The organism is Corynebacterium epidermidicanis, from assembly GCF_001021025.1.
Classification (GTDB): domain Bacteria; phylum Actinomycetota; class Actinomycetes; order Mycobacteriales; family Mycobacteriaceae; genus Corynebacterium; species Corynebacterium epidermidicanis.
In genome coordinates this window covers 1,652,605-1,675,681 of sequence record NZ_CP011541.1, presented here as the reverse complement: position 1 = coordinate 1,675,681, position 23,077 = coordinate 1,652,605, and the positions used below count along the sequence as shown (strand labels likewise).

Annotated in this window: 16 protein-coding genes; 12 read left to right on the top strand and 4 right to left on the bottom strand. The window is 58.5% G+C overall.

Annotated elements, in window-relative coordinates; translation table 11 throughout:
• Positions 1 to 147 precede the first annotated feature (147 nt).
• Positions 148 to 2,751, top strand: coding sequence for an alpha-glucan family phosphorylase (glgP, locus tag CEPID_RS07775; RefSeq protein WP_047240491.1), 2,604 nt, complete (start codon positions 148 to 150; stop codon positions 2,749 to 2,751).
• A 1-nt stretch (position 2,752) separates the two neighbouring features.
• Here glgP and CEPID_RS07770 read toward each other — a convergent pair whose 3' ends face one another.
• Together CEPID_RS07770 and CEPID_RS07765 are read right to left on the bottom strand one after the other, a co-directional pair.
• Positions 2,753 to 4,006 (bottom strand): amidohydrolase, encoded by a 1,254-nt coding sequence (locus CEPID_RS07770; RefSeq protein ID WP_047240490.1) that lies wholly within the window; start codon positions 4,004 to 4,006, stop codon positions 2,753 to 2,755.
• An 85-nt stretch (positions 4,007 to 4,091) separates the two neighbouring features.
• Positions 4,092 to 5,429, bottom strand: a complete 1,338-nt coding sequence (locus CEPID_RS07765) for a DUF4921 family protein (RefSeq protein WP_047240489.1) — start codon at positions 5,427 to 5,429, stop codon at positions 4,092 to 4,094.
• Positions 5,430 to 5,460: 31 nt separating this feature from the next.
• Between CEPID_RS07765 and CEPID_RS07760 the strand changes: the two genes are divergently transcribed.
• Positions 5,461 to 5,826 (top strand): hypothetical protein, encoded by a 366-nt coding sequence (locus tag CEPID_RS07760; RefSeq protein ID WP_052843444.1) that lies wholly within the window; start codon positions 5,461 to 5,463, stop codon positions 5,824 to 5,826.
• Here CEPID_RS07760 and CEPID_RS07755 read toward each other — a convergent pair.
• Positions 5,813 to 6,910: a glycerate kinase gene (locus CEPID_RS07755; RefSeq protein WP_047240488.1), complete on the bottom strand. Its 1,098-nt coding sequence runs from the start codon at positions 6,908 to 6,910 to the stop codon at positions 5,813 to 5,815. The two genes, CEPID_RS07760 and CEPID_RS07755, sit on opposite strands and share 14 nt — an antisense overlap.
• Positions 6,911 to 7,404: 494 nt before the next feature.
• On the opposite strand from CEPID_RS07755, the gene gdhA reads away from it, so the two are divergent.
• From gdhA to rnc, 4 genes are all read left to right on the top strand, one after another.
• Entirely contained in the window at positions 7,405 to 8,748 is a 1,344-nt protein-coding gene (gdhA, locus tag CEPID_RS07750; protein ID WP_047240487.1) for an NADP-specific glutamate dehydrogenase, read from the top strand.
• 188 nt (positions 8,749 to 8,936) lie between these two features.
• Positions 8,937 to 9,683, top strand: a complete 747-nt coding sequence (locus CEPID_RS07745; protein ID WP_047241429.1) for an SPFH domain-containing protein — start codon at positions 8,937 to 8,939, stop codon at positions 9,681 to 9,683.
• A gap of 38 nt (positions 9,684 to 9,721) precedes the next feature.
• Positions 9,722 to 10,249 carry a YceD family protein gene (locus tag CEPID_RS07740; protein ID WP_047240486.1) on the top strand — a complete coding sequence of 176 codons (528 nt, stop codon included), beginning with the start codon at positions 9,722 to 9,724 and terminating at the stop codon, positions 10,247 to 10,249.
• A complete protein-coding gene (gene rnc / locus CEPID_RS07735; RefSeq protein WP_047240485.1) occupies positions 10,246 to 11,040 on the top strand; it encodes a ribonuclease III in 795 nt (264 codons plus the stop codon). Before CEPID_RS07740 ends, rnc begins: the two co-directional genes overlap by 4 nt.
• Here the strand turns inward: rnc and CEPID_RS07730 are convergent.
• Positions 11,037 to 11,510: a MarR family winged helix-turn-helix transcriptional regulator gene (locus CEPID_RS07730; protein ID WP_047240484.1), complete on the bottom strand. Its 474-nt coding sequence runs from the start codon at positions 11,508 to 11,510 to the stop codon at positions 11,037 to 11,039. The genes rnc and CEPID_RS07730 overlap by 4 nt on opposite strands.
• A 54-nt stretch (positions 11,511 to 11,564) precedes the next feature.
• Between CEPID_RS07730 and CEPID_RS07725 the strand changes: the two genes are divergently transcribed.
• From CEPID_RS07725 to CEPID_RS07700, 6 genes are all read left to right on the top strand, one after another.
• The gene (locus CEPID_RS07725) at positions 11,565 to 12,416 is read left to right on the top strand and encodes an EamA family transporter (protein WP_047240483.1); all 852 of its coding nucleotides are present in this window, start codon (positions 11,565 to 11,567) and stop codon (positions 12,414 to 12,416) included.
• 9 nt (positions 12,417 to 12,425) lie between these two features.
• Positions 12,426 to 13,265 carry a bifunctional DNA-formamidopyrimidine glycosylase/DNA-(apurinic or apyrimidinic site) lyase gene (gene mutM, locus CEPID_RS07720; RefSeq protein WP_047240482.1) on the top strand — a complete coding sequence of 280 codons (840 nt, stop codon included), beginning with the start codon at positions 12,426 to 12,428 and terminating at the stop codon, positions 13,263 to 13,265.
• 1,039 nt (positions 13,266 to 14,304) lie between these two features.
• Positions 14,305 to 15,744, top strand: a complete 1,440-nt coding sequence (locus tag CEPID_RS07715; protein ID WP_047240481.1) for an alanine/glycine:cation symporter family protein — start codon at positions 14,305 to 14,307, stop codon at positions 15,742 to 15,744.
• 97 nt (positions 15,745 to 15,841) lie between these two features.
• Positions 15,842 to 16,126 carry an acylphosphatase gene (locus CEPID_RS07710; RefSeq protein WP_047240480.1) on the top strand — a complete coding sequence of 95 codons (285 nt, stop codon included), beginning with the start codon at positions 15,842 to 15,844 and terminating at the stop codon, positions 16,124 to 16,126.
• Between the two features lie 56 nt (positions 16,127 to 16,182).
• Positions 16,183 to 19,629: a chromosome segregation protein SMC gene (gene smc, locus CEPID_RS07705; protein ID WP_047240479.1), complete on the top strand. Its 3,447-nt coding sequence runs from the start codon at positions 16,183 to 16,185 to the stop codon at positions 19,627 to 19,629.
• A gap of 82 nt (positions 19,630 to 19,711) precedes the next feature.
• Complete coding sequence (locus CEPID_RS07700; RefSeq protein WP_047240478.1) at positions 19,712 to 23,077, top strand: hypothetical protein; 3,366 nt, start codon at positions 19,712 to 19,714, stop codon at positions 23,075 to 23,077.

The window sequence follows — 23,077 nt, the reverse complement described above, 5'->3', positions numbered from 1 at the left end:
CGTGCTTTTAGAAAGCAGTTCTCACCGGGATTGTCCATTTTGGCCCAAGGCTGATCGATTGAAGGAATCAGGATTGTCGATAGGTGATATCACCTGGAAAGTGGGGTTCAAGTAGCGGAATCATCAGGCTGTGGCAAAGTGGATAGGGTGAAACCAACTAATACTGTGAACGTTGTCCAGTCCATCCCTACTGAGTTGACTCCGCTGTGGCGGATTGCAATGAATTTGCGCTGGTCGTGGCGTCGGGAAGCCCGCGAGCTGTTCAGCGAAATCGCACCGGAGCAGTGGAGCGCTTTCGATGAAAACCCGCGTCGCATCTTGATGAATGCTCCCGCTGCTCGCCTCCAGGAACTGGCAGCAGATAACGAATACGTCGCCCGGGTGCGTGCAGAGGAGGCAAACCTCAACGAGTACCTGCAAGGTTCTTGCTGGTACCAGCACACCCATGCTGAGCACCAAATCGAAGACCAAGCTACGGTCGGCGAATCAGACCTGGGCTCCAACGATCCAATCGCGGCCTATTTCTCCATGGAATTCGGTATCCACCCTTCGCTTCCTATCTACTCAGGTGGCCTGGGTGTTTTGTCCGGCGACCACATGAAATCCGCCTCAGATCTCGGTGTGCCACTGATCGGTGTGGGCCTGTTGTACTCCTACGGCTACTTCACCCAGTCGCTGTCGGGTGATGGCTGGCAGGAAGAGCACTACGAATACCACGATCCGGCACTGTTGCCGGTGGAACCGGTACTCGATGAGAAGGGGCAGCAAATTAAGGTCACCGTGGCCTTCCCTGAGGGTCGTGACATTGTGATCGCCCTATGGGAAGCGGCCGTGGGCCGCATTCCACTCCTGCTGCTGGATACCAACATTGAAGAAAACTCCGCAGACATGCGGGAAGTAACCGACCGCCTGTACGGTGGCGATTCGGAACACCGCGTGAAGCAAGAACTCGTTCTGGGCGTCGGTGGCGTGCGTGCCGTGAATGCGTTCTGTGATGCACGGGGACTCGCACGTCCACGGGTCGCTCACCTGAACGAAGGCCATGCCGGTTTCTTGGGGCTCGAGCGCATCCGAGAGCGCATGGCCGAAGGCTTGAGCTTCGATGCTGCGCTCGCCCAGGTTCGCGCTGCGAATATCTTCACCACCCACACGCCAGTTCCTGCTGGTATCGACCGCTTTGATATGAGCCTGGTGCGTCGCTACCTGGGCGAAGGACAGCCAGAGGACAAGCAGCTGTTCCGCGGAGTGCCGCTGGATCGCGCGTTGGCCCTTGGCGCGGAGGCTGATCCGCAGCGATTCAACATGGCGCACATGGGCTTGCGCCTTTCGCAGAATGCTAACGGTGTGGCGAAGCTGCACGGTGTGGTGTCTCGGGAGATGTTCCAGGGCCTCTACCCGGGCTATGAGCCTGATGAAGTCCCTATTGGCTCTGTCACCAACGGCGTCCACCTTCCCACTTGGACGAAGCCGGAAATGCGTGATGTCATTGAGCGTTTCGCCGGACACGGAGACCTCGCCGAACTCGATGAGTGGACACATGCGGATGCTGTGAGCAACGAAGAACTCTGGCAGATCCGAAATAAGCTCCGCGCGGACCTGGTCCAGGTTGCACGCGAATCGGTAAAGAAATCCGGTCTGAACCGTGGCCAGCACGAAGCCCAACTGGCTTGGACGAAGCGCGTGCTTGATCCAAACGTGCTCACCGTCGGTTTCGCCCGCCGGGTGTCCACCTACAAGCGATTGACGCTGATGCTGAAGAACCCTGAGCGCCTGCGTAGCATTCTGCTTAATCCAGAGCGACCAGTACAGTTCGTCATCGCAGGTAAGGCTCACCCACATGACATGGGTGGCAAGAAGCTCATGCAGGAAATCGTGCGTTTCGCCGATGAAGCCGGCGTTCGAGACCGATTCATTTTCCTGCCGGATTACGACATCGGACTTGCAAGTTACCTCATCTCGGGCTCGGATATCTGGCTCAACAACCCGGTTCGCCCGCAGGAAGCCTCTGGCACCTCCGGCATGAAGGCGGTAATGAATGGCTGCCTAACGCTTTCCATCTCGGATGGCTGGTGGGATGAAATGCCACAGGAAGACTATGGATGGACCATCCCTACCGTGGAGACCGAGGATCAGGCATTCCGCGACTACCTCGAGGCCGAAGCTTTATACGATCTCCTCGAGCAACAAATTGCTCCGATGTTCTACGACCGTGATCAGGACGGCCTGCCAACCAAGTGGCTTGACATGGTGCGACGTTCCATGGTGACCCTTTCACCAATGGTCACCTGCACCCGCATGGTCCGCGACTACACCGAGCAGTACTACCGGCCAGCTAACCACGCCGCCCGCCTAATGATGCGCGACAACGACGCTGCTCAGCAGTTTGTGAACTGGTGCAACCGAGTTCAGCAAGGCTGGCAAAACATAGGCTTGAGCGATGTGCGCGTGGAAAACGCGCTCGACGCCCACCGCGTGATCACCTCCGGAGAACGAGCTCGAATTTCGGTTGATGTAGACCTTGGCGTGCTTACCGACGGCGATGTTCTAGTCCAGGCTGTGGTCGGCGACGTGGACGGACACGGAGACTTGGCTAACAAGACGATCCTGCCGATGACCGACAATGGTGAAGGCCGCTATGTCGTCGAGGTTGACCTCGCGCGCCCAGGCGCATTGGGGTACACCATCCGGGTTATCCCACGTCACCAACTGCTGGCAAGCCCAGCCGAGCTGGGCTTGATCAAGTACCTGTAAGTTAGTTTGCGAGATAGGTCAGCACCGCAGCAACTGCTGCTTCGGTGCTGGCCTTTACTGTTGGCTTATAATCCGGCAGGAAGTTGCCCATGTGATTGCTTGGGATGTCTTCCAACACGCGGTCCTCTGCAACTGCCTTTTCCCATTGGGCCGCTGGGGTGGCACCAACCATCCAGAATAAGTACGGCGTGTCGAAGTGACGTGGAATTTGGGAAAAGTCTTCCGATGCGGTCCAGGGAGTTCCGTCGACAGAATATGCCCCAAAAACATCGTCAAACACTGGGCGCACACGTTCGTAGACCTCTGGCGAATTGTCGGTGAGCGGGGCGTGGGAGAAATAGGTGATGTCTGCCGGTGCCGGGCATCCGGAGGCCTGGCATTCGGCCTGTACGACGCGTTCGATGGCTTCGTAGAGGTTCTTTTTGATCTCGTCATTGTAGGTTCGGCAGTTCAGCACCAGTCGAGCTTTAGCTGGAATGGTGTTATTGGTGTTGCCGGATGCAAGCGTGCCCACCGTGACCACGGCAAACTCGGATGGTGGTATTTCGCGTCCCACTATGCCTTGGAGTCGAACCACGATCATCGCGGCAACAAAGGTGGGGTCAACGGAAAGGTGCGGCATTGATCCGTGGGAGGACTTGCCATGAATCACGATGTCAATTGAGTCTGCTGCGGCAAGTGCTGGTCCGGGCATCGACATGATTTCTCCCGCGCGACCTGGACCGACGTGCTGGGCAAAAGCAACATCGGGGCGGGGAATGTGGTTGGCGAGTCCGTCGTTGACCATTGCCATCGCACCCATACCGTTTTCCTCAGAGGGCTGGAAAAGCGCGATGAAGGTGCCGGACCAGGAGCTCCGAGCGGCGTCGATAAACGCGCAAGCCCCAAGGAGTGCGGTGGTGTGCATGTCATGGCCACAGGCGTGCATGAGTTTGGTGACTAGCCCTTCCTCTGTCGTGCCGGTGGCCGTGGAGGCAAAGGGCACTCCGGTGGTTTCTTCGACAGGGAGGGCATCGAAATCCGCGCGCATCAGCGCGGTAGGCCCCTCGCCGTTGCGGAAGATCGCGACGATTCCGTTGCCACCAATGCCGGTGGTGACCTCACAATCGAACTCGGTGAGCTTCTCTGCGATACGGGCAGCGGTGCGTTCTTCTTGGAAAGACAGCTCAGGGTGGGTGTGCAAGTCCTCGTAGAAGGCCCGCTGCCAGCTCACATCGACATTGAGATCCCGGATAATGTTCGCGACGTTATGCATGGTGAGGCCCTCCTTGAGTTATGTGGTTTAGCCCTACCTTAGTGTGTGGAAGGGCACAGTAGAAACCAGGCACCGTAACGAGCAATTACTGCAGGAGCGGATTGTATTTCAAACTGTTGCGCTCTACCCGGGCTTCGGAGGCGATTCGGATGCCAGGGGCGAGCAGGTTGTCCTCACGCAACCGGTAGAGCGCAGTAACCACGCGGTCACGGATGTCGTATGGGGAAAGTGTGTTGAGGTAGATCTTGGTGCCACCTTCAAAACCCGCGAGAGTGGATACTCGCCATTTGATCATCACTCGCCAAGGCATGGGGATATCGAGGTCAACTGGCTTGTAATGCCATTCTTCGTTGCACGGCACTTCGGGGCCGGCGGCGGCGTGGCAAGCGTGGATAAGATCGCTCATCGCGTTCGTCTCTTCGCTGGTCTGTAGCCAAGGCTGCGCGGTAGCAGATTTGGAGTAAATTTCCAGGGTGGGGTAGCGGTGGCCGAAACCCGCGAAACATACTGCGTGATCATTTTCAGCAATCACGAGGTTGCGGGCATGCGCGTAGTCAACCGCCCATTCGTTGTACATGTTCGGATTGGTGCGCAGTCGGGCGATTTCCTCTTCGGCATGCACGCCGCGTTCGTCGATAGCAACGAGTTGTTTATGCAGGTGATCGAAGGACGCTCCGGCGGGCTTGAGCCAGTTTTGAAACACAGCAACGTAAGGCGTGTAGCGGTTATGGGCATAGAGATCTTCGACCGAGCGGATAGTAAAACTGATGAGCGCGCGGTGTTCATCTGGGGTCAGGGTGCCGGAGGAGGCTAACTGGTTGTCATGGGTGGCCCCGTCGACGAAGTGGCGACGACCAATGATGAGGTCATGTCCGCCCGCAAAATACCCAGGGGCGTGGGTGAGAAGTTCATCTTCGGACAGCGCATCGACGTCGGCCGCTGCCTGTCCGGACGCCTTGAGCCGGGTGCGAATAATTGCGCACACGTGTGCCTTTCCGGCCTCGTCGTCAAGGTAATTCTGCATGCGACTTTCAGTCTCGCTATCCATGGTGAATCCGTAGTTGCGGTACCAATAGTCGTAAGAGACGATCTCAAAGAGGTTGGGTACTCGACGAAACTCCGCGGTCGTTGCGTTCAACTCGCCCGGAAGAACTCCCCGCAGCATGTCCCACTGGCCATCTTTGCGCACTATTCTGGCCTTTTCTGGTGGGGTGTGCAGCAGTCGGTCGCTGCAGAAAGCGCAGGCATTTCGGTGCTGCTCTGGGCTGAGCTCTACTGGATTGGGGCTGGCGATCCCCAGCGGCCGATTCCCGCGACCTGGCACGGTCCACACTTCGGTGCCGGTCATGGGGTTGACTTGCTTGAGCGTGCCATCCGCCATGGTATGCATGGGGATTGGACGAGAATGCATCGGTAATGTCATGAAACCCAAGGGTATTAGCTAACCTGTTTTCATGCCTGCAATTGTTTTCGACGTACTAGTTCCAGAAGCGGAATTCGACGGACTGCTCGCGCGGTTTAGTCGCCTCGCGAACCGCATGAGTGAAGTCGAGGGGGCTGAAGTTACCGTCAGAGGACAACAGCCAGTGGCGATGGATGCGGACGTCGAAAAGCAGCTGCGCGCCCAAGGCGACGGAGTACCGAGCCGATTCTATGTGGATATCGACGGTTCCGTGCGGTCACTCAATCAAACGGCGATGCTCTTTTCGCGATTCCTCACGCCTCAGGCTGACCTCCCCGCGGAGCCCGTTGCGCTGCACAACGAGGAGGCCTTTGAAGTCGACGCAGTGTTTCCGTGGACAGTAGCTATTGAGCCTTAAGCGCAGCGCCAATCCGCTCGCCAGCCTCAACTAGCTGCTTTTCGACGTCCGGGTCGTTGATGAGCTCGATCCCTAACACCTCTGCTGGTGGCTTGTCCTGCAACGCTCCGGCCACCACGATGGCCCGTTTCCCTGCGCGTTGAGCGCGACTGAGGACCATACCGGTGACCTTGCCAAGCAGGGATTGGTGGTCAAAGCTGCCTTCGCCTGTGATCACCACGTCGGCGTCGGCAATCAAGGCATCGAGGCCCACCGATTCAGCGACGATGTCCGCGCCGGGCAAGATGTGCACGTGGTCAGCGGTCCCGTGAACAATCGTGGAGAGAGCGGTGATGGCGATGGGCAGACCTCCGGCGGCACCGAAGCCAGGTTGATGGGGGTCAACGCCGGTTTTTTCGCATAAGGTGGCCAGTGCGCGATCGAGGAGCTCGACGTCTGTTTCGGAAGCGCCCTTTTGTGGCCCAAAAACGGCGGCTGCTCCCTGAGGGCCCGTGGCAGGGGCGCTGACATCGGTCAGCAGCACCCACTCGGCTGCAGCAGCCGGGATATTGAGTTGGGCGGTGTCAAAGTGATCGAAGTCAACGAGAGCAGCGCCGCCCTGGCGGAGGGGATGTCCCGCAGCGTTCATCGCGGGAGCTCCGAGTGCGACGAGGATGCCGGTGCCGCCGTCGATGGTGGCGGTGCCACCCAAGCCCAGGGTAATGCGCTGGGCTCCATTGGCGATAGCATCTGCGATGAGGACCCCGGTGCCGTAGGTGTCTCCGGTGAGGGGAACCGGGTTGTCGGCTACGGCGGGAAGTCCGGAAGCGGCTGCGACATCGATAAAGGCTTGGGTCAGCCCGGAGGTGGTTCCGTCGTCGAAGACGTAGCTTGCTTCGGTGAGTCTTCCGGCAGCGTCAGTGGTGGGCAAAGTAATTGTGACACCGTCGAAGCAAGCAGCGGTGCCTTCCCCGCCGTCCGCAAGAGGCACGACTGTTATCTGAGCTTCCGGCCAAACACGTTGAATACCTGTGGCGAGGTGTCGCGCGACCTCAGGGGCGGAGGCGGTTGACTTGAAGGAATCCGGCGCGATGATAATATTCATGTTAGTGCATAACTTTCAATGTGTGAATGAAATTCCCGGACGGGAAATCTTTGTTGAACAATGTTAAATTTTCAAAGGTTAGCGATAATTTCCGTACCGAGAGCTTTGTTTATGCAGCGTACCGCGGGTAGTGTTTCTGCTTGTGATGTACCTTACAAAACTTGGCAAAATTGGCTGAAAGCGCAGGTTGGTAGAGAATTTCATGCAAATTATTTGGTAGAGTGCAAATATCGCCGGTTAGTTCTTGCAGGGCCGACAGGGAGCAAACCTAGAGTCTGGCAAACTGTTGAATCTGCAAAAGTGACCAGTGGTCAAATAACCACTTTGCAGTGTCGCAGAACGGGTATGGGAGTTTGTGACGCCACAGTTGCGAACATAGTGTAGCGGGTCTTAAGGCCCGCGGTCGAGCAGTCTCTCGACTAACTTTCGGGTAGCGCTACACTTCATATCCGAACCGCGAAGCTGTTATCTCGCTGTTCCAGGAAGGGTGAAACATGTCTATTGAGACCCAAGTTTCCGAATACTATGACAAGTTGCTCCAGCGCAATGCGGGTGAGCCAGAGTTTCACCAAGCAGTTGCCGAAGTTCTCGACTCACTCAAAATTGTCCTGGAAAAGGATCCTCACTACGCCGACTACAGCCTGATCCAGCGGCTGTGCGAACCAGAACGCCAGCTGATCTTCCGCGTACCTTGGGTTGATGATGAAGGTCAAGTCCAGGTCAATCGCGGTTTCCGTGTCCAGTTCAACTCCGCGCTCGGCCCATACAAGGGTGGTTTGCGCTTCCACCCATCGGTCAACCTGGGCATCGTTAAGTTCCTCGGCTTTGAGCAGATCTTCAAGAACTCGCTGACCGGCCTGCCAATCGGTGGCGGCAAGGGTGGCTCCGATTTCGATCCAAAGGGCAAGTCTGACGCGGAAATCATGCGGTTCTGCCAATCATTTATGACCGAGTTGTACCGCCACATCGGTGAGTACCGCGATGTTCCAGCAGGTGATATTGGCGTGGGAGGCCGTGAGATCGGTTTCCTGTTCGGTCAGTACCGTCGCCTCGCCAACCAGCACGAATCCGGCGTATTAACCGGTAAGGGCCTTACCTGGGGCGGTTCCCTCGTGCGTACCGAAGCTACCGGCTACGGCGCGGTGTACTTCACCAAGGAAATGATGGCCGCCCGCGGAGCTTCTTTGGAAGGTGCCAAGGTCATCGTCTCCGGTTCCGGCAATGTCGCAATCTACGCGATCGAAAAGGCTCAGCAAATGGGCGCTACCGTCATCGCGTTCTCGGATTCCTCCGGCTGGGTACACACCCCGAACGGCGTGGACGTCGAAAAGCTCAAAGACATCAAGGAAGTGCGTCGCGAACGTGTCTCTGCGTACGCGGATGAAGTCGAGGGGGCGAGTTATCACACCGACGGTTCCATCTGGGATCTGCCATGTGACGTTGCGTTGCCATGTGCTACGCAGAACGAGCTCAACGGTGAGCATGCCGCCACCCTGGCAGATAACGGCTGCAAGTTCGTCGCAGAAGGCGCCAACATGCCGTCGACGGCCGAGGCTATCGAGGTTTACCGCGAACGGGGTATCCACTTTGGTCCGGGTAAGGCAGCCAACGCTGGTGGCGTTGCGACGTCCGCGCTGGAAATGCAGCAGAATGCCTCTCGCGACTCGTGGAGCTTCGAGTACACCGATGATCGTCTGCAGAAGATCATGTCGGGCATCTTCAAGAACGTGGCTAAGACCGCTAAGGAATATGGTCACGAAGGTGACTACGTGATCGGCGCAAACATCGCCGGTTTCAAGAAGGTTGCCGATGCAATGCTTGCCCAGGGCGTAATCTAAGTCGCTCTCGGACCTTGAGCACCTCAGCACGCTGGTTCAGATGACCAGTGGCCTGCTGGGGTGCTTTTGTTTGCGCGGGGTGGTGCCTGGCCTCTTGCGATACTTGGTAGGGGCCCTGGGTAAAAAGTGCTTCATGTAGGCGCGTGGTAGCCGGTGCTGAGGCGAATCCACAGGTACGCTTGGGAACCATGTACCGCGTTTTTGAAGCCCTGGATGAAATGGTTCAAACCGTCGAGCAAGCTTACGGCGTTCCAATGACTGCTAACTGTATGGTTCCTCGCAACGAAATGCTTGCTTTGCTGGATGATCTGCGAAATGCATTGCCGGTAGAGGTCGATGACGCGCAGGATGTCCTCGACCAGCGCGACGAGATTATTCGCGGAGCTGAGGATCGTGCCCGACTCATCGTCGAGGATGCAAATGCCGAGGCACATGAAACCGTGACACGTGCTCGTGAAGATGCCGATGCCATGGTCGCTGATGCCGAAAACCGCGCGCACACGTTAGTCGCAAAGGCTGAGGACGAGGCAGCTCACCTGGTGGACACCGCTCACCGCGATGCCACCGCTATGGTTGATCGAGCTTCCGCAGAAGCTGCCCGTCTGGAAGCAAAGGGCAACGAGTCTTACCAGCGTGCTGTGGATGAAGGTCTTGCTGAGCAGCACCGCTTGGTCTCTGAATCCGAAGTGGTGCGCCGCGCGAACGAAGAAGCACATCGGGTCGTTGACGCAGCTCATACTGATTCCAACCGCTTGCGCAGCGAATGTGACGCTTATGTAGACGGCAAATTGGCTGAATTTGAGGAGTCGCTGTCGGCAACGTTGCGGGCAGTGTCGCGAGACCGTTCTGCCATTCGTCGTGGGGCAGGTGCGACCGGGGCGTCGAGCGGCGGTCGCACGCACACTCCCGCTGACTCCCACGATTACGGCGAATAACAGTTTCGGCCCCCGGCAAGAGTAGGCTAACTAGCGCTATGACATCTCCTTTTATTTTTGACTGTGCAGCCCTGCTGCGCGGTGGCTTAATGCCGGAAACCCGTACTCAGACCGGTCCGAGCCCGGCTCGCATTGGTATCGCGATGATGGCCATCGACGAAGGCGAAGAAGTCAGTGTGGCTGCCACGCTGACCCCGCTTGGCGAAGGCATTATGGTGGACGCCGATGTTACCGCCAAACTGACTGGGCAATGCGCTCGCTGCCTAGATGCACTGCACCCCGAACGTACTTTTCACATCAATGAAGTGTTTGCAGCCTCGGCGGATTTCATCCAGGGTGACGATCCTGATTCGGAAGAAGATGAGCTACCGATGGTCGTCGATAACCGCATTGACCTGCTGCAATCTGTGATCGACGTGGTTGGTCTGGAGCTGCCATTCAATCCTACTTGCCAGGACTTCGGGCTCGAATGTTCTGATGACGAGGTGCCCGCTCCGGATGGCGTTTCGGGCGAAGAAAACGACCTCATCGATCCGCGCTGGGCAGGTCTGGAGAAGTTCAAGTGAGCCGCAAAAAACACCGCGAAACAGGACTTCCCGCTTTAGAGAAGGCCTTCGCTGCGGTCGATCACGCCCCCTTGCTGACCGCTCTCGGCGTGCAGCTTAGCGACGACAGCTTGCGACTAGCACTCACGCACCGGTCTTTCGCAAACGAAAACGGGAACTTGCCGAACAATGAGCGACTTGAGTTCCTGGGCGACGCGGTGCTTGGACTTTCTGTCGCAAATCAGCTCTACGTGCAGTATCCGACTCGCCCAGAGTCGGATATTTCCAAGATGCGCGCAGGGATCGTGAGCCGCTACGGCTTGGCGGACATCGCTCGAGAAATCGGACTTGGTGAGCACATCTTGCTCGGGAAAGGTGAGGCACTCAGCGACGGTCGCACCAAGGACTCCATTCTTGCCGACACAACGGAAGCTCTGCTCGGAGCCATTTACCTGGAGCATGGCTTTGAGATAGCGCGCGAGGTAGTGCTGAGGCTATTCCAGCGCAAGATTGATACGGCATCGTCCAAGGCGATGAACCAGGACTGGAAGACGATGCTGCAAGAGCGGGTCGCCGAGCGCAAATTGGCAATGCCAGAATATAGCGCTGAAGTTTCCGGCCCGGACCACGACACCACCTTCGTGGCAACCGTAACCATCGAAGGTGTTGAGCTGGGGCAGGGCAGCGGGCAGAACAAGAAGCTGGCCGAACAGCATGCGGCCCACGTTGCATACCTTGCGCTTCTGGATCTCACGGTGGCGGAGTTTGAATCGAAGCGGGCACAAGCAGCCCAGGCGGCTGAACTCGGCTAGTTCTCGCCGAGCGCTTTGGCGAGCAACGCATCGAGCTGCGCCTTTTCCGCAGCGCTAAGGCGCGGGAAGGCTGAGGCGCAGGTCTCGAGGTGGCTGGGCAGGGTGGCATCGATAAGTTCCCGGCCGGCGGGGGTGAGGTTGATGAGGGTGCGACGTCTGCTGTGGGGGTCAGTGTCGCGGGTAACGAGCCCTTGCGCGATCAGTCGGTCGATACGGTTGGTGAGTGCCGAGGCGGAGATTAGCGCGGATTCTGCTAGGTCAGAGGCGCAGAGGGGGCCACTTCGCCTCAGGGTGGCTAGGACGTCGAATTGCCAAGGTTGTAGATCAAAACGCTTGATGTTTCCGGTGATCTTCCCATCCACCTCGTGAAATAGTCGGCTCAGTCGCATGGTCGTTTGCATCGGCGTCGGGTCGATTCCATCTAAGGCATCGTGCCATTGTGTGATCGCGCTGTTGACGGGTAGTGACATAGGGGTTATTCTAACTTGGCCAAAACACTTTGACGTCAAACTATTGGGAATGTCATGGAATTTTTGAAAGCTGCTATTGTGCCGGTGATCTGGGGAACCACCTATGTGGTCACCTCAGAAGTATTGCCCCCGGGTCGACCGATTCTTGCCGCAGTTTTGCGTGCGCTTCCTGCAGGGCTGCTGCTGTTGCTCTGGCAACGACGCCTGCCCCAAGGTCGCTGGTGGGCAAAAGCAACCACGTTGGCCCTGTTCAATTTCACCGGCTTCTTCGGCTTCCTTTTCCTCGCGGCCTACATGCTGCCCAATGGGGTCGCATCCGTGCTGACCAATACCTCGCCACTGGTGGTCATGGCGCTAGCTCCAGCCCTGCTTGGCACCCGGCTGCAGCTATCACAAGTCGTGGCGGGCCTGTTAGCTGTGTGCGGCGTTGCAGCGTTGACCTTGACACCAGGGGCGCACCTCACGCTGCCGGGTGTCGTTGCGGGGCTGGCGGCGAGCGTGTGCATGGGCACCGGCACGGTCTTGGCCAAGAAGTGGGGTCGGCCCGAGGGTGTTTCGCAGCTTGCGGTGACCTCCTGGCAACTTACGCTTGGTGGCTTGATGCTCACGCCATTTCTCGCGTGGGAAGGCCTTCCCGAACGCCTCACCGGCAGCCAGATCGCCGGATATGCGTACCTGTGTATTTTCGGGGCGCTCATCGCCTACATGATCTGGTTTAAGGCCCTGGCGGCTTTGGATGCGGTACGCATCTCGCTGCTCGCTCCGATCGCGCCCCTGGTGGCCACTCTTATCGGGGTGTTCTACGTGGGCGAATCCCTCAGCGTTGTGCAAGCGTTGGGCGGGCTCGCAATACTTGCCGCGTTGGTGCTGGCCCAAGGGGTGCCACGGCGACGTTCGCGGATCTAAGCTGGAGCAATGCCTGAACTTCCCGAAGTCGAGGTTGTCCGTCGGGGTCTCGAATCCCATCTCATCGGTCGCCGAATTGTCCGTGCCGAGGTCATCCACCCGCGCGTGGCGCGTCGGCAAGCCGGCGGGGCGACCGAGCAAGTAAGTCGTCTCTCCGGGCAGCTTATCGACGCCGTCCGTCGCCGCGGCAAGTACCTGTGGCTCGAACTTTCCGACGACCAGTTCCTGCTCATACACCTCGGTATGAGCGGTCAAATGCTGATTAAGGACCCGGGTGTGCGCATGCACAAGCACTTGCGCGCTCGGCTGTTTTTGGACACAGGTTCCGAGGCCTGGTTCGTCGACCAACGCACCTTCGGCGCCTGGGAATTCGGCACCCTGAACAGCGACAATATCCCGCCATCCATTGCGCACATCGCCCGGGATGTCTTCGACCCGATCTTCGATGACGAGGCGGTTGCGGCCCAGACCGTTGCGAAGCGCAGCGACATCAAGCGCGTCCTGCTCGACCAAACCGTCCTATCCGGGGTGGGCAACATCTACGCCGACGAAATGCTCTGGGCTGCGCAGATCCACCCGCGCACCCCAGCGTGTGAGCTGTCGTTGTCGCAGGTGCGCATGCTTATCGACGCCGGCCGGGAAGTCATGGGCGCGGCTTTGGAATTGGGAGGGACGTCTTTTGACGCCTTGTACGTGAATGTGAATGGCGAATCAGGCTATTTTTCGAGGTCATTACATGCGTATGGGCAGGTGGGTCAGCCGTGCTTTGCGTGTGGGACGTTGATCATTCGAGAGAAATTCATGAACCGGAGCTCGTATTATTGTCCGAAGTGTCAAGTTTTGGGATGAACCGATCTATTCTGATTACGATGCCCAGCTGGATTTGAGACAGGAAAACGCGTTTTTCTGGCTCGGATTGTGCACTTGGCCACGCATCGGGCTGGCCCTTGCTAGGTAGTACTTCCGCAGTAGTACTCCTACGCAGCAGCCCAATGTTCGCCCGATTTTCCACGATCTAGGTAGGAGTACTACTCCGGAGGTACGACCTAGCGCACTGAGGACATACCAGGTTATGTGCGTGTATGCGTTTTGTTCGATGCCTAGGTGTTCACGTGCGAATCGTTCCTTGGTGGTGCAACATTTCCCATTGTCCGTCGTCACGCTTGCGCCAAAGAGAAGACCTGTTAGTGCTGCGGTGGACTTCGTCCAGGTTGTAGGTAAGTAGAACGGTGTCGTCGCTGATGCGTGTGGCCCGTATGTCTTGCGGAATCAATTCGGGGTCGGAGGATTTGGTGTATTTTGCCACGCGCTCCGCCGTGTGCTTTTGAAAATTTCTGCCCCTGATGCGCCCAACTCATGGAAGTCTTCGGCTAGATAGCGGTCCAACCGATCGGGCTGAGATCGAACTTCATAAGAAAGCGTAGCTAGTTCAGCTTGGATCGCTTCCCGGCAAAGATTATCGAGCATGGCATTACTTAAGCGGAGAAAACAAAGGTCGGAGTGTCCGGCTAGGAGCTCTGGCGATGGGCAGATTCACGGCCAGTTGCTTCCGGGGGCGGGGCGTCAAACCCTCTATGTCGTCCCTTCGGTGCAGTCGGACTACACAGAAGGGCCAAAAATCGTGAATAAAACCACGTTTAGGTAGTCTGACTTCGCCGAAGGGACGACATAGAGCCTTTGCAGCCTCCATGTTTTGGCGGGCGGTAGTGGAGCCCAAAACTCGAATCGTCGCCCTACCGCGTCCGTAAATCACCCAGCACGCAGGTCTATGAGCCTTAGCCTGGCACCTCGCCACTCGACCCTAATCACGAGGCACCTCAAAGAACTAAAAGGCAACCAGGCGATTTTGAATTGTTCAGCCTGTCACAGTCTCGATATAGTTTCACGCATGGACAAACTTGTGGAATACATAGGTGTATTCAACGAAAAGTATTGGTTGCTGGTCATCGCGTTGCTGGTTATCGCGGGTGTGTGGTTCGGCATTACGACGTTGCTCGTGCAGATCCGCTACATCCCGGATATGTTCAAGGTGATCGTCGAGAAGCCGTCGGACATTGCTGAAGGCCAAAAGGGCATTTCGGCGTTTAAGGCATTCACGATTTCGGCAGCTTCGCGCGTCGGCACGGGCAATGTTGCAGGAGTGGCGATTGCCATTTCGACGGGTGGCCCCGGCGCTGTGTTCTGGATGTGGATGTTGGCGTTGATGGGTGGCGCGACGTCGTTCGTCGAGTCCACGCTGGCCCAGGCATTCAAGGTCAAAGATCACGCCTCGTACCGAGGTGGCCCGGCGTACTACATCACCAAGGTGTGGAAGCTCAAGTGGGCGGCGATGTTGTTTGTCCTGCTCATCACTGTCACCTATGGTTTCGTGTTCAATGCGGTGCAGTCGAACTCGATTTCGGCAGCTGTCGTGACCTCGTTCGATTCCGACCCGCTGATCACCAACATCATCGTCGGCCTGATCTTGGCGGCGCTGACCGCGATGATCGTGTTCGGTGGCGTCCAGCGCATCGCCAACTTTACGCAGGTCATCGTGCCGGTCATGGCAGTGATGTATATCGTGATCGGCGTTATTGTGATCGCGATCAACATCGATAAGGTGCCGGGCATGGTGTGGTCGATTTGGACACACGCGTTCGGGATCCGTGAGTTCGCGGGAGCCACGTTGGGCACGGTCATCATGAAGGGCGTGCAGCGTGGCCTGTTCTCCAACGAAGCCGGTATGGGCTCAGTGCCGAACGCCGCTGCGACCGCTTCGGTGTCCCACCCCGTCAAGCAGGGTTTGATTCAAACCTTGGGTGTTTACTTCGACACGATCGTCGTCTGTTCCATCACCGCCTTTATCATTTTGCTGGCGCGTGGCGACGTCGATAGCAACCTCACAGGCATGGAAATGACCCAGAACGCCCTGGCCTCTAACGTGGGCAGCTGGGGAATCCACTTCCTCACGGTCGTCATCATCTTCCTGGCGTTTTCCTCCGTGATTGGTAACTACTACTACGGGGAAAGCAACATTGAGTTTGCCTCCAACTCAAAGGGCCTGCTGAACGGCTACCGGGTGCTCGTGGTGCTGTGCGTGTTTGGTGGTGCGCTTGGGTCCGTCCCGCTCGTCTGGGCTCTTGCTGACGTCTTTTCCGGTCTGATGGCCACCGTGAACCTCATCGCTATCCTTCCGATGGGTGGCATCGCGGTAGCACTGTTGAAGAACTTCGCAGAGCAGCGCAAACAGGGATTAAATCCCGTGTTCCACCGTGATGACGTCCCCGGCATCCGCGGTTGGGACGGCATGGAATGCTGGGATGGTTCAGACCCGCTGACCCACCGCTAGTTTTCAGCCAGCATGAAGGCACCGCAGCACGTCGACGAAGGCGTGGTGCGGTGTTTTCGTTCTTCAACCCGGTACCTTCGAGGAAGAGGAGGAGGCGATGGAAAACAAGAGACTGATCGCATTCGTGCATGGAACCGTGCAAGGTGTTGGCTTTCGCTGGTGGACAAAGTCCCAAGCGCTAGAGCTCGGACTCGCCGGCAGCGCAACGAACCTTGCTGACGGTCGCGTGTACGTGGTGGCCGAGGGACCAGCCGCCCGCTGCGAGGATCTCCTCACGCGGCTAAAAGAAATACCAACGAACCATCGACGCCCCGGAGAAGTCACCCTTGTCGTTGAGCAGTGGGGACAACCACAGGGGGAGCAGGGCTTTCGCGAACGCTAGCGGGTGCTCCTGCGCCGCGAGTCAAAGACAATAGGCCCACTTGTTATTATCAAGCGGTGCACTTGAAATCGCTGACGCTCAAAGGATTTAAGTCTTTCGCGTCATCGACGACCCTAAAATTTGAACCCGGAATCTGTGCGGTCGTTGGCCCCAACGGCTCGGGTAAGTCAAACGTTGTGGATGCCTTGGCGTGGGTGATGGGCGAACACAGTGCGAAGACACTGCGCGGTGGCAAAATGGAAGACGTCATTTTCGCAGGTGCCGGGCAGCGTCAGGCGCTCGGACGCGCAGAGGTGACGCTTACCATCGACAACTCGGAAGGTGCGTTGCCTATCGAGTATTCCGAGGTTTCCGTCACCCGCCGGATGTTTCGCGACGGTGCCAGCGAGTACGAAATTAATGGGGCGAAAGCCCGACTCATGGACATCCAAGAGTTGTTGTCGGACTCCGGTATTGGCCGTGAGATGCATGTGATTGTAGGGCAGGGACGCCTCGCGCAAATCTTGGAATCAAAGCCCGAGGACCGCAGGGCGTTCATCGAGGAAGCGGCTGGTGTGCTTAAACACCGGCGGCGCAAAGAAAAGGCCCAGCGCAAGCTCATCAACATGCAGGCCAATCTTGATCGCCTGCAGGACCTCACTGCCGAACTGAAGCGACAGCTCAAGCCTCTTGCTCGCCAGGCGGAAGCCGCGCAACGGGCAGCGACCGTACAGGCCGACCTCAGGGACGCGCGCTTGAGACTCGCCGCGGCCAACCTCACGGAGCTGAAAGAAAAACTCGATGCCTCTGAGTCACAGGCGAAAATCCTTGCCGAGCAGGTAGAAAGCCTCACGGAACAGCTAGAAGAACACTCCGAGCAGCAGCTTCAGCTCGATACGGAATTTCAAGCAGCTACCGCTGCTGCCGAAGAAGCCCAACAGTTGTGGTTCCAACTTTCCGCTCTCGCAGAGCGCGTCGCGGCAACCGTGCGTATCGCCAAAGATCGTTCCAATGCCCAAGTCGGCGACATCGCCTACTCCGGTCCAGATCCTGATGAACTGGAAGCACGCGCGAAGCAAGCTGACGAGCAGCAACAAGAACTCGATGAAACTGTGGAGATCAGCCGGGAACGGCTGGAGACGATCCGCGAACAGGTCGAGGAACAAGAAGCAATCATGCGCGAGGCGGATCGCGAACACCTAGCTCAGGTGCGAGCGATCGCGGACCGTCGCGAAGGCGTCGTGCGCTTGTTGGCCGCGGAAGAATCCCAGCGCAGCGCCTTAGAGCGCGCTCAGGAAGATGCCGAACGCTTAACTGAACAGCTTGAGGAAACACTATCTCGAGTTCAAGCAGCAGCCAGCGAACAAGCAACGCTGCGCGAAGACAACCAGCAGCGCGCCCGCGACCGGCAGCCTCTGCAAGAAGCTGTCGATAGAACTGGAGCGGAATCCGCGGCCGCGCACTCCCGACTCGAACAGGTCCGAGCCACACAACGCAACCTGGAACGCAGCGTTTCCGGGTTAGAAGCGCGCATCGCCACCTTGCAGCAAACCGCACCGAAATCAGCCGCGGCCGAATTACTGCCCGAATACGAGCAGCTAGCCAGCCAGATTCAGGTGCCAAAGGAAAATGCACCCGCCCTTGCCGCAGCGTTGGGAAGTGCTACCGAAGCGCTGGTCGGCGAGAAATTGGGACAGTCGGCCGTCGACAAGCTCGCTGGCGCCCACCGCACAGTGGTTATTGAGACCGCTGTGACGGGCACCTGGCGGCTCGACGCCGATCTACCCGCCGACGCTCGCTGGCTCCTTGACGTAGTTAGCTTGCAACCGCAGGTTTCCGGGACCGTGACCCGCTTGCTTGCCGACGCCGTCCTGGTCCCTGACCTCGATGCCGCCCGCGAACTCGTCGCCAGCGACCCCCGACTGCGTGCGATCACGCCCGAAGGCACGGTCGTGGGAGAGGGCTGGGTCGCGGTAGGTTCGGGGTCCGGTTCAACAGTTGAAGTCGCTACCCACATCGCCGAGGCAAGCAGCGAGCTTGCCCAAACCAAAGAGCAGCTCAAAGAGATCTCCGGAACCTTCGCCGGTGCTCAGTCTGCCTATGATGAAGCCCAAATCGCCTCAGCCGCAGCCAAGGCGGCGCTTCGAGACCACGACACCGCAACCCAGAGCCTGCAGCGCGACGCCGATCGCCTCGCGAAACAGACGGAGGCATCCAAAAACGAACACGAACGCATGGCCGCGCGTGTTACCGCAGCGGAAGTGCGTGTCGCAGAGCTCGAACAACAACTAGCGGAAACCCTCGACCGACTTTCCCGCGTCGAGGACACCGACGAACCAACAGAGCCATCGACACAAGCACGCGACGAAGCTGCAACTGCGCTCGCCCAGGTCAAAGCGATGGAGATGGAAGCACGACTGTCACTGCGGACCGCCGAGGAGCGCGCCGGGCAACAACGCGGTCGGGGAGATCAGCTGCGTCGACAAGCAACGCACGAGCGCCAAGCCAAAATTCGGCACGAAGCTGCCATGGCCACACGTAAGGCCAAGGTCGAGCTCGCCCGTGCGGTGGCTCGCAACGCTGAGCTCATTCATGACCGCGTATCCGATGCCACTGCGCGGGCCGCGACGCGACGGGAAGAAACCGCTCTCGTCAAGTCACAACTCAATGCCAAACTGGCCCAGGTCAAAGACAGCGCCCACGCCATCCAGGTACAGCTGAACCGGCTCTCGGACAACAAACATGCCTCCGACATCGCCCGTTCGCAGGCACAAGTCAGGATTGAGGAAGCCCAAGCGCAAGCCGAAGGGCAGTTGGGGGTACCGATCGAAGTGCTGCTGGCGGAATACGCGCCGGGCGAAGACTTCGACAAGGCGGCGGAGCAGGAGCGTCTTAAGAAGGCGGAAAAGGCGCTGAACTCGCTGGGTAAGGTCAATCCACTGGCCTTGGAAGAATTCAAAGCGCTGGAGGAGCGCTATGAGTTCCTAGCCGGCCAGCTCGCGGACGTGCAGCGGGCGCGCAAGGACCTGACAGACGTGATCACCGATGTCGACGCAAAGATCCTGCAGCTGTTCACCGATGCGTGGCATGACGTCGAGCGTGAATTCCCCGCAGTCTTTGAGACGCTGTTTCCGGGCGGCCAAGGGCGACTGGTACTCACAGACCCGGAGGACATGCTCGCTACCGGCATCGAAGTCGAGGCCCGACCGCCAGGCAAAAAAGTCAAGCGACTGACCTTGCTTTCGGGTGGCGAGAAATCACTGACAGCACTTGCCATGTTGGTTGCTATTTTCAAGGCTCGCCCCAGCCCGTTCTATGTCATGGACGAGGTCGAAGCTGCCCTCGATGACACGAACTTGCGACGGTTGATTGCCCTGTTTGAAAAGCTGCGGGAGTCTAGTCAGCTCATCGTGATTACCCACCAAAAGCCAACCATGGATGTGGCAAATGTGCTCTACGGCGTGACCATGCGTGGCGACGGGGTGACCCGCGTCATCAGCCAACGTATGAGTCCTGCTACCTAGGTTGCCCGCTATGCTGGAAAGGCAACTCTGCCACCGAAGTAATCTGGCCATTTTATGAATTGAAAAGGTAGGAAAAAACCCGATGAGCGCCTCTGGAGCACATCCCATCGCCGATCCCATGGACTCGCTGCTGGGCTGGGCCTCACAAACAGAACTTCAACTTTCCCAAACACTAAGCGACATCGACTTTTTCCCAAACTCTGGCCTCTCCCGCGACGAGCTCCAACGCATCGAGCGCTTCTTTGGCACTTTCGTGCGCCGTCAGCTCTCTGCAGGTGCGGACTTCGGTGCCCTCATCGACGTCATGCCGGCCCTCACCGCGACCACACTCATCAAACGCGCCTCCCGGATGGTCGCTCCGGAAAACTTTCCGGTGGAATACCTCGGCGGGCTGGAAATTACCCCCTCGCCAGCGCTAATCGACGCCGTCACCTCCCGCATCCTCCCTTTGCTCAGCCAACTCGGGTTGGAGGTGTTTTCCGATGATCCCGTAGAGAGCTTGGAGCTGCACACCGGCGTCACCTCGGCGAAAATCCCAGCGGTGCTGGAGGCGATGGATGCCCCTGATTTCGACCACCGCACCCTCGACCTTCCACAGGGGAGCCACCACGACAAAGTGTTTGCAGGCATCGAGCAGCTGCGTGACTTCTCGTTGCAGCACCCCACCTCGTGGTTGGACCGCGACCGCTCTCACTTGCAACTGGCCCCGCTGATCGCAGACTCGGTGATCGAAGAGCTCAAGGAACGTCCTGCCGGCACCGTGGATCGGCGCAACGCGGTGGGCGTAGCTACTCGCGAAATGCGTCCGCGGATCATTTTGGACGCAGAGCGCCAGAAGGTGTGCCTGCGGCTGCCCGAACAGCGCATTGCTGCCGGCGCCGAGATTCTGTGGCGCGTCAGCCAGGAAGGCACCACGCGCATCTTCCGAACGGGCCGTCCGTGGGGTGACACCTCGGAGTATTCCGAGCTACTGGACATCACCCTTGACCATGCCATTCGCGAGCTGACCGTCGTCGACTCCACGAACGGGATCACCTGGAACGTCCCCGTGATCAATTCCGATGACCCGATTGTGGTGTTCAATCCGAAGGGCCGTGACATTTCCGCTAAGGCTTCGGTGCACTACTCATCGCTGCAGGTGTTGTGCCCGGCGGACACCGAGCTTGTCGACGTCGTAACGTCCAAGCCACTGCCAATCGTGAAAGAATTCCCAGTCGAGGGCTGGGACTCCTGGGTGTGTCGAGTGCTCGACACCTCTCGCGCTGATTCGCTCCAGGCGGTTCGCCCCGGGCAGCAGATTTCTCCGGTCCGCCCGGTGCGGGCAATCAGCCCGCGTCAACGCGTCACTTTCCGGGATCCAGGCCCGGCCGTGGAGAATCTCCGCACTCTCGCGGGGCTGCCCGTGCATACGGCTAGCCTCATTGTGGACTTCCCTCCGACTCTTTCTGGCGCTGATGAAACCTGGTATCTGTCTATCTCTAGCTTCGCCGGGGTAGGTGCAGCTGGTGTTGAGGTCTCCTCGGAGGAGCCTGTTGAAGTCCCTGCGGAGGGTGGCAGCTTCGACATTTTTGACCCCGAGGCCTACGACGATCCGTGGATTGGCGAGTATCTAGTGCGCTTACGTGGCCCGCGCAATGAGTCTTTCCGCCACGAGTTCGCCATCGTCGAAGGGATGGCTGCCGCCACTGATTTCGCTGGCCTGGTCCGATCCGTTCGAATTCCAGCTGCAGGTGGGCTTTCGGAAGCAGTGTTGCTGGTCAAGCCCACGACGAAGCCATTTGAGGTGCAGCCACGCACTATTGAAGTCGCCCCGGATGCAGCGGACGCGACATTCGCGGTGACCAACGATCCTGGCGACCAGTTGCCGATCAGGTTTATTCCGCCACGTCTGCAGTTTGAGCTTCCGCTCGTCGGAAAGCCTGCATTGTGGCGTACGACCCGGATTAGCTGCCGGGCGGCGGACCTGGACGCCGAGGGGACGCTGCGGCTCCGGGCGGGTGCGAATTTGGGCCGGCCAATGGTGAGCCTGCGTAACCAGCATGGTGCGCCGGTGCGTACGGTGAAGCTCACCACGCAGGATGGGGTGACGTACACAGCACCGATGGCTCAGTTGGCCACGACGATGATGACTGGGCGCCTCGAGTTGGAATGGACGGATCCGCGTAGCAAAAAGCGGGCGTCGGTAAACCTCGCTGATATTGACACGCTGCAGCATTTTGAGGCGATGAGCATCGAGGACGGTGACCTCGTCCTGACTGGTCTCGCCACGGATCGGCCGCTGGCCGCTTGGCTGTGGTCGGCAACAGCGCCGTGGATGCCTGCGGTTTCCCTTGACATTGCGGGTGTGCGCACACCGCTGCCAGCGAATTTGGTTGCGGCAGGCGACCTCATCATTGATGTGCATTCCTCGGACCCGTTTAATGTGTTGCGAGCTCCGTACGCGCCAACTGCGGCCGCTCAGCGAGTGGTACAGCCGGGATTCTTCGCAGATCAAGAGGAAGTTTTTTCCCAGTTGTCGGCTTTCCTAGCTGGGGAGAGCGAAGTGGCCCCGGATGACGCCGCCGTCATGCCGGTGCTGTGGGACTATTTGGCCAGCTGGAAGGGCGAACACCACAACCGGGAAGCAGTGTTGGCGGCGCTGTCTTCGAACCCGGCTGCAGCGCTTGATGGCTTGTCAGCCTCGCTCGTTCCTGCAGAAAAGCAGCCTGGTCGTATTATCGCCTCCGGATTGATTCTAGGCCAGTTCGCATCCGTGGGTACTTCGGAGACACACCGAAGCCCGTGGATGGGAGCCTTAGAGCTCATGGGGCAGCTGCCTGCCTTGATCGAAGCCGAGGAAAGCACCCGAGATGTAGTCAAAGCGCTTGAGGCTATCGCAGGTAAAAGATTGGTGGAGGCACTGGCAACAGGTCGAGACAACACCCTGGATACTGCGTGCATTGACCGCGGCACCGTCCAACTTGCACTCATGGACGAGGCCCAGCAAAAGGCACTGTTGGAAGTTCTTTTTGCGCAGGGCGATATCGTACCAGGCGCGATCATGGATGACTCGGCCCGTCTGCTCGCGGTGATGGAAGCCTTCCACAAGCGGGCCGAACTCACCCGGCTGCTTTCCGACGAGACCGTGATCCAGACGATGGTCAGCACCTTGAGAGCGCTCAAAGGCAATAATCGTTCGATCTATGCCTCGGCGCGCGTGCGTTTCGACAAGCTCGATGGGGTAGACACGAATGCTCGGGAAAACCACTGGGCTTTGGCTCCCGTTGCCTCGTTGGTTTTCGCGTTGGCTGCGCGCATGCATGCGCACGGCTTGATGGGTAAGCCGAAACTGCTGATGAAGGCCTCGTCTTATTGGGCGGAGTTGGCCGAGATCGTCCCGGACCTGGTGACTGGCGACCTGATTGCTGCCGACGCGATGGTGTTGGCGGTCAAGTACCCCGGTATCTAG